This is a genomic window from Methylophaga sp. UBA5088 (assembly GCF_002414625.1).
Lineage (GTDB): Bacteria > Pseudomonadota > Gammaproteobacteria > Nitrosococcales > Methylophagaceae > Methylophaga > Methylophaga marina.
Genome location: NZ_DIAC01000028.1, coordinates 7,498 through 12,827 on the forward strand (window position 1 = coordinate 7,498; position 5,330 = coordinate 12,827).

Below are 5,330 nucleotides of genomic sequence, written 5' to 3' on the forward strand. Positions count from 1 at the left end.
TTATTCGTTATTCCTCTTTATGGTAGTCAGCAATAAGAGTACGCTGATTGAAACTATCATTTTTATCAAATGTCAGCTTGAGTAAGTCAAACCATTGTCATCTTACTTAGCTAGTCTGCACTGATACATAAAGCAAGGAGTACTCTATGAACAGCACTTTGTCTGCTACACCTCTTGATGCCAACGATCTGTCAAACATTGATGCTTACTGGCGAGCCTGTAACTACCTTGCCGCAGGCATGATTTATCTGCAAGACAACCCTCTACTGCGTGAACCTCTCAAAGCTGAACATATTAAGAATCGACTATTGGGACACTGGGGTGCCAGTCCGGCTTTGAGCTTTTCTTATATCCATTTGAACAGATTGATTAATAAATACGATCTGGATGCGATTTTTCTAGCAGGCCCTGGTCATGGGGCGCCTGGTGTATTAGCGCCCGTGTATTTGGAAGGCACTTACTCAGAGATTTATCCGAATAAAAGTGAAGACATTGACGGTCTGAAACACTTTTTTAAATCCTTCTCTTTTCCGGGTGGGATTGGTAGTCACTGTACACCCGAAACACCGGGCTCTATTCATGAAGGTGGAGAACTGGGATACAGTGTTTCACATGCCTTTGGTGCGGCTTATGACAATCCTGATTTAGTTGTGGCCGTTATGGTCGGTGACGGCGAATCAGAAACGGGTCCACTGGCAACCTCTTGGCATTCAAATAAATTTCTTAATCCTAAAACGGATGGCGCTGTTTTACCCATCCTGAATTTAAATGGTTATAAAATAAATAATCCCACGATTTTGTCTCGTATTTCACATGAGGAAATTGAGCAGTTATTCCGTGGTTATGGTTGGACGCCACATTTTGTCGAAGGCGATGACCCTGAGCTTATGCATCAAACCATGGCAAAAGTGATGGAAGAGTGCATTGTGGACATTCGTGAAACACAGCAACGTATCAGAGAGTCTGGCAGCGATGAAAGGCCGCGTTGGCCGATGATCATTCTGCGCACCCCCAAAGGCTGGACAGGGCCAAAAGAAGTGGATGGTCATAAGGTCGAAGGTTTCTGGCGCGCGCATCAGGTGCCATTAGGTGGGGTTAAAGATAATCCGGAACACCTTGCTCAATTAGAAAACTGGCTCAAAAGTTACAGACCAGAGCAACTATTTAATGAAGATGGTCAGCTTCTGCCAGAGTTAAAAGCACTGGCACCAAAAGGTAACAAAAGAATGAGTGCCAGCCTACATGCCAATGGTGGATTGCTTAGAAAAGCACTGAAAATGCCTGATTTTCGTGATTATGCGGTATCTATCGATAAGCCAGGTCAGAGTCTGGTAGAAAACACCCGACCATTAGGTCAGTTTCTGCGTGACATCATGAAGAAAAATAACAGCAACTTCAGAGTCTTTGGTCCCGATGAAAACAGCTCTAATAAGCTCGATAATATTTATGAAGTCAGTAAAAAAACATGGATGGGTGAGTTATTACCCGAAGATCAGGATGGTGGCGAACTGGCACGAGATGGTCGCGTTATGGAAATGTTATCCGAACACACGCTGGAAGGTTGGCTGGAAGGGTATTTATTAACGGGTAGACACGGTTTTTTTGCCAGTTATGAAGCGTTTATTCATGTGATTGACTCCATGTTTAACCAACATGCTAAATGGTTGGATATCTGTAATAACATCGCATGGCGTGCACCGATATCCTCGCTTAACTTACTGATTACATCCACAGTCTGGCGTCAAGATCACAATGGTTTTACCCACCAGGATCCGGGCTTTTTAGATCTGGTCCTCAATAAGAGTCCAAAAGTGTGCCGTATTTACCTGCCACCAGATGCGAATACCTTGTTATCTGTTGCCGACCACTGTTTGAAGGCCAAAAATTATGTGAATGTGATTGTGGCCGACAAACAAAAACATTTCCAATATCTTGATGCGGATGAAGCAGTTAAACACTGCACAAAAGGTGTGGGTATCTGGGAGTGGGCAAGTTCAGATGAAGGTTTTGAACCAGATGTGATTGTGGTGGGGTGTGGCGATATACCAACCCAGGAAGCACTGGCCGCAATAGATCTGATTCATCAGTATTTTGATGATTTGAAGATTCGTTTTATTAATGTTGTCGACTTATTCAAACTCATCTCGGACAGTGAACATCCTCATGGTTTGAGTGATAAAGACTTTGACAGCCTGTTTACAAAAGATAAACCGGTGATCTTTAATTTCCATGGTTATCCATGGTTAATTCATCGCTTGATTTACCGTCGGACCAATCATACCAATTTTCATGTTCATGGTTATAACGAAAAGGGCAATATCAATACGCCACTGGAGTTAGCGATCCGTAATCAGATTGATCGATTTACTATCGCTATGGACATCATTGATAGAGTGGATCGTTTACAAGGTATTGGTGCTCATGCAAAACAACAATTACGTGATCATCAAATAAGCTGTAGTTTATATGCCTATGAATACGGTATCGATAAGCCTGAGTTTGGTGATTGGAAGTGGGGCGATATCTCAACCATAAAAGAGTAATCTCATGACAACGCAATCTGTCATATTAGTACTTAACAGTGGTAGTTCGTCTGTTAAATATAAATTACTTCAGCTCAAGGATGAGGCTGTTTTATTAGAAGGCAGCATCCAGGGGATTGGTGAGTCATCCGCAAAACATCATGTTTGCGTGGATGAACGCTTTACAGATAATTTCAAACAGCCAGAGGCTACTGTTGCAATAAAAAATCATCAGGCTGCTTTTCACGTGATTGCAGATGATATGCAGTGTTTCTTTAACGGGGCATCGGGGATACAGTTAGATGTGATAGGCCATAGGGTTGTTCATGGTGGTGCTCGATTCTTTGCTCCAGTTGAGTTGAACAAAGATGTCCTCACGACTATTGAGTCATACCAACATCTGGCACCACAGCATTTACCGGGTAATATTGCAGGCATAAAAACCTGCCAGGAATTATTTTCTCAGGTCAGACAATTTGCCGTTTTTGATACCGACTTTCACCAGACTATTCCGGAGCATGTCTATCGATATGCAGTGCCTGATGACTGGTATCAAAACCATGATGTCCGTCGCTATGGGTTTCATGGCTTATCTCATCAATATGTAGCTCAGCAGGCCGCTGTTTATCTGGACAAACCTCTGAATGAACTCAATTTAATTACCTTGCACCTGGGCAATGGTGCAAGCGCTTGTGCGATTAAAAACGGCCAGAGTTTCGATACTTCGATGGGCTTTACGCCATTACAGGGCCTTATGATGGGAAATCGCAGTGGCGACTTGGATGCTGCTGTACCTCTATATATACAAGAGCAGACAGGTATCTCAGCAGAACAGCTGGAGCATCAGCTTAATTTTGAATCCGGTTTGGTGGCGATTACCGGCACACATAATATGGCTGAAATTCAGCATCGAGCTGAGCAGGGTGATAAAGAAGCGAGCTTAGCGATTCAAATGTATGTGCACCAGCTTCGACGTTATATTGGCGCCTACATGATTAGTCTGGGACGAGTCGACGCCATCATATTTACTGGCGGCATTGGTGAAAATGCAGCCATGATTCGTGCTTTGGCCTGTGATGAATTAGGCCGATATGGCGTTGTTATCAATGCTGAAAACAATCAGAAGTTAAAAGAGACAGTATCAGCCGTTCATCATCTGAGGAGTGATGTACCTATCTTGGTGATAAAAACGGATGAAGAAAAACAGATCGCACGGAATATTGCCATACAGCTAAATCTAAACAAATAAAAAGGCACCCGGTGGATGCCTTTTTCAGAAAAACTAGTCGTAACTATAGTGCTTACGTAATGTTTTTGTGACTTTCCAGAAGCTTTTTAATCCCGCTGGAAATTCAACATAATCACCAGCAACAACGGTAACAGGTGCTTCACCATCTGGTGTCACAACGATTTCGCCTTCTAAGATATAGGCTTTTTCAGTTTCGTCGAAGTCCAATCTGAATTCAGTCACAGGACAGTCCCAGATTTCCCAACCCGCAACACCTAACTCTTGCAAACGTGCTTCACTTGGGTTTTTTTCAATTATAATTTCAGGCATAGTGATCTCTAAAATATCAATGTAGATAGCTCAATCTCACAATTGAGTAAGCCGTTATTGCCATGATGGCAGGCGAATAATAACAGAAAGCAACTAACAAGAAGGATTCTTGTCGCACTCATTAATAGATTGATACAACTGTTCTTAATGAAGAGAGCAGTGTTAAGGAGGCGTGAAATGGATGCAAAAGTGATATCACTCCTAGCGAATAAGCCAGATACGCTGAATGGGCGATTAGAAGTGTTGCATGAGTGTTTGCGACAGAGTTTACCTCAGATAACGCAGTCATCCTGTCTGCTTTATGATGAGAAAACAGATTCACTGAAAAAATTTCTGAGTAGTCATCATTTTGCTAGCCACGGCAAGGATGAAAGTCTCTATCTCAAATCTAACCAAGCCTTGTTTACCTTATGCCAACAAGAAGAAGGTAAGCTTGTCTCATTCGCCACGGATGATCCCATCTGGCAACATTTTCAACAAGATCCACAAAGTTTAGCCGCGTTTATTATTCCCATTAAACAAGCACAACGCTTTATTGGGTTTGTTTGTTTTGAGATTGAACATCTACCTCAACATTTGAGCGACGCAGAAAAAATTACGTTAAGTTTGTATGCTCAATTCATATCCATGATGATTAATGAAGAATTATCACTGGTTAATACCTTGTTAGCGACAGTCAGAGCAGCTAGAGATTTCACTGATTTCAGAGATTTTGAAACCGGATTACATCTTGATCGTATGGCATGTTACGCCAGAATTATTGCTACTGATTTGGCAAAAAAACATCGCTTGAGTGATGAGTTTATTGAACATGTGTACATATTTGCCCGACTGCATGATATTGGCAAGATCGGTATTTCTGACACCATACTCAATAAACCAGGTCGATTGGATGATGCAGAGCGCAGCATTATGAAAACCCATGTGGAAAAGGGGATTGTGATGCTCGAGCAAGTGCTGAATGACTATAACCTGGTAGATATGCGGGATACAGATATGATGCGAAATATCGTAGCCTGTCATCATGAATACATTGACGGCTCAGGTTACCCCAAAGGTTTAAAAGGGGAGCAGATTCCACTTGAGGCCAGAATTGCAACGGTAGCAGACATCTTTGATGCTTTGACTTGCCAACGCCCCTACAAAAAACCGTGGCCTTTAGATGATGCCCTTGCTGAACTGGAAAAAATGCAACAGGCGAATAAACTGGATGCTGAGTGTGTGGCTGCTGTCAGGCGCAACAAAGCAGA

The 5,330-nt window shown here is 42.5% G+C and carries 4 protein-coding genes; 3 read left to right on the forward strand and 1 reads right to left on the reverse strand.

Annotation, left to right across the window (positions count from 1 at the left end; translation table 11 throughout):
* Nucleotides 1-146: 146 nt before the first annotated feature.
* Both B4K20_RS03540 and B4K20_RS03545 read left to right on the forward strand, forming a co-directional pair.
* Nucleotides 147-2,543, forward strand: coding sequence for a phosphoketolase family protein (locus tag B4K20_RS03540; RefSeq protein WP_289281905.1), 2,397 nt, complete (start codon nt 147-149; stop codon nt 2,541-2,543).
* 4 nt (nt 2,544-2,547) lie between these two features.
* Nucleotides 2,548-3,771, forward strand: a complete 1,224-nt coding sequence (locus B4K20_RS03545) for an acetate/propionate family kinase (protein ID WP_289281906.1) — start codon at nt 2,548-2,550, stop codon at nt 3,769-3,771.
* A 33-nt stretch (nt 3,772-3,804) separates the two neighbouring features.
* On the opposite strand, the gene B4K20_RS03550 is transcribed toward B4K20_RS03545, so the two are convergent.
* The gene (locus B4K20_RS03550) at nt 3,805-4,080 is read right to left on the reverse strand and encodes a cupin domain-containing protein (protein WP_007145314.1); all 276 of its coding nucleotides are present in this window, start codon (nt 4,078-4,080) and stop codon (nt 3,805-3,807) included.
* Between the two features lie 177 nt (nt 4,081-4,257).
* Between B4K20_RS03550 and B4K20_RS03555 the strand changes: the two genes are divergently transcribed.
* Nucleotides 4,258-5,330: HD-GYP domain-containing protein (locus tag B4K20_RS03555; protein ID WP_289281907.1), on the forward strand; the 1,073-nt coding region annotated here is incomplete at its 3' end.

Coding starts and splice junctions, on each gene's coding strand:
- B4K20_RS03540 (WP_289281905.1), top strand. CDS start 147: ATGAACAGCACTTTGTCTGCTACACCTCTTGATGCCAACGATCTGTCA.
- B4K20_RS03550 (WP_007145314.1), bottom strand. CDS start 4,080: ATGCCTGAAATTATAATTGAAAAAAACCCAAGTGAAGCACGTTTGCAA.
- B4K20_RS03545 (WP_289281906.1), top strand. CDS start 2,548: ATGACAACGCAATCTGTCATATTAGTACTTAACAGTGGTAGTTCGTCT.